Below are 715 nucleotides of genomic sequence, written 5' to 3'. Positions count from 1 at the left end.
GCCGGAGAAGTTGCCGACAGACAGCTGGTGCGCGGCGACCGACAGCTGGGCCGAGCCCCACCCCTGGTCAACACGCAGGTTGCCGACGAAATCGGGCGCGTTCAGGCGCTGGGAAATGTCGAGGTAGGTGTAGCCAACCCGCTGACCCGAGGCGTCATAGGTGAAGACCGGCGCGCCGAACGTGCAGCCCACGGCCGTGCCATTGTTGCACAGGCCGGCGCTCGCCACGCCGCCATTGAGGCCCACCGCCGGCGAAACGACCACGCCATTGGCGTTGGCCGCGCCGAAGAACAGCGGGTTGCGGCGGAAGGTCGGATCTTCCATCGACAGGGTGGCGCTGAAGCCGTTGCCGAATTTGACCGTGTAGGCGAGCAGGTTGGTGGAGGACGCGTTCGAGGTGATCGAGAAGTTCGTCAGCTCGATGTCGGTCTGGTAGAAGTCGTAGAACGACGTGGCGCGACCGGCGGTCAGGCCGGCGAACTGGATGAACGCCTTGTCGATTTCAACGTACTTGTAGGCGCGGTTGTAGGTGTCGACGCCAGTGGCGTTGAAGCTCGACGGGCCGTGGTTGCGCAGGGTGCCCGTGGCGCCGTGCTGCTGGCCGGTGCGGCTGGCGATGTCCATACGGACGAAGGTGCGCAGCGTGCCCCACTGGGTGGCGGTGCGGGCGTCGACCTGGATACGGCCGGCGGCGATGAAGTTGGTCTTGTCAGCC

The 715-nt window shown here is 66.2% G+C and carries 1 protein-coding gene; it reads right to left on the bottom strand.

What is annotated here, in order from left to right:
* The coding region (locus AC4FS3_RS28870) for a porin (protein WP_491023397.1) at positions 1-715 on the bottom strand (715 nt) is incomplete at both ends.

The sequence above is a fragment of the Pseudogemmobacter sp. TB195 genome, assembly GCF_058313095.1.
Note: the sequence above shows the minus strand (reverse complement) of the source record. Positions and strands in the feature narration are given on the sequence as shown.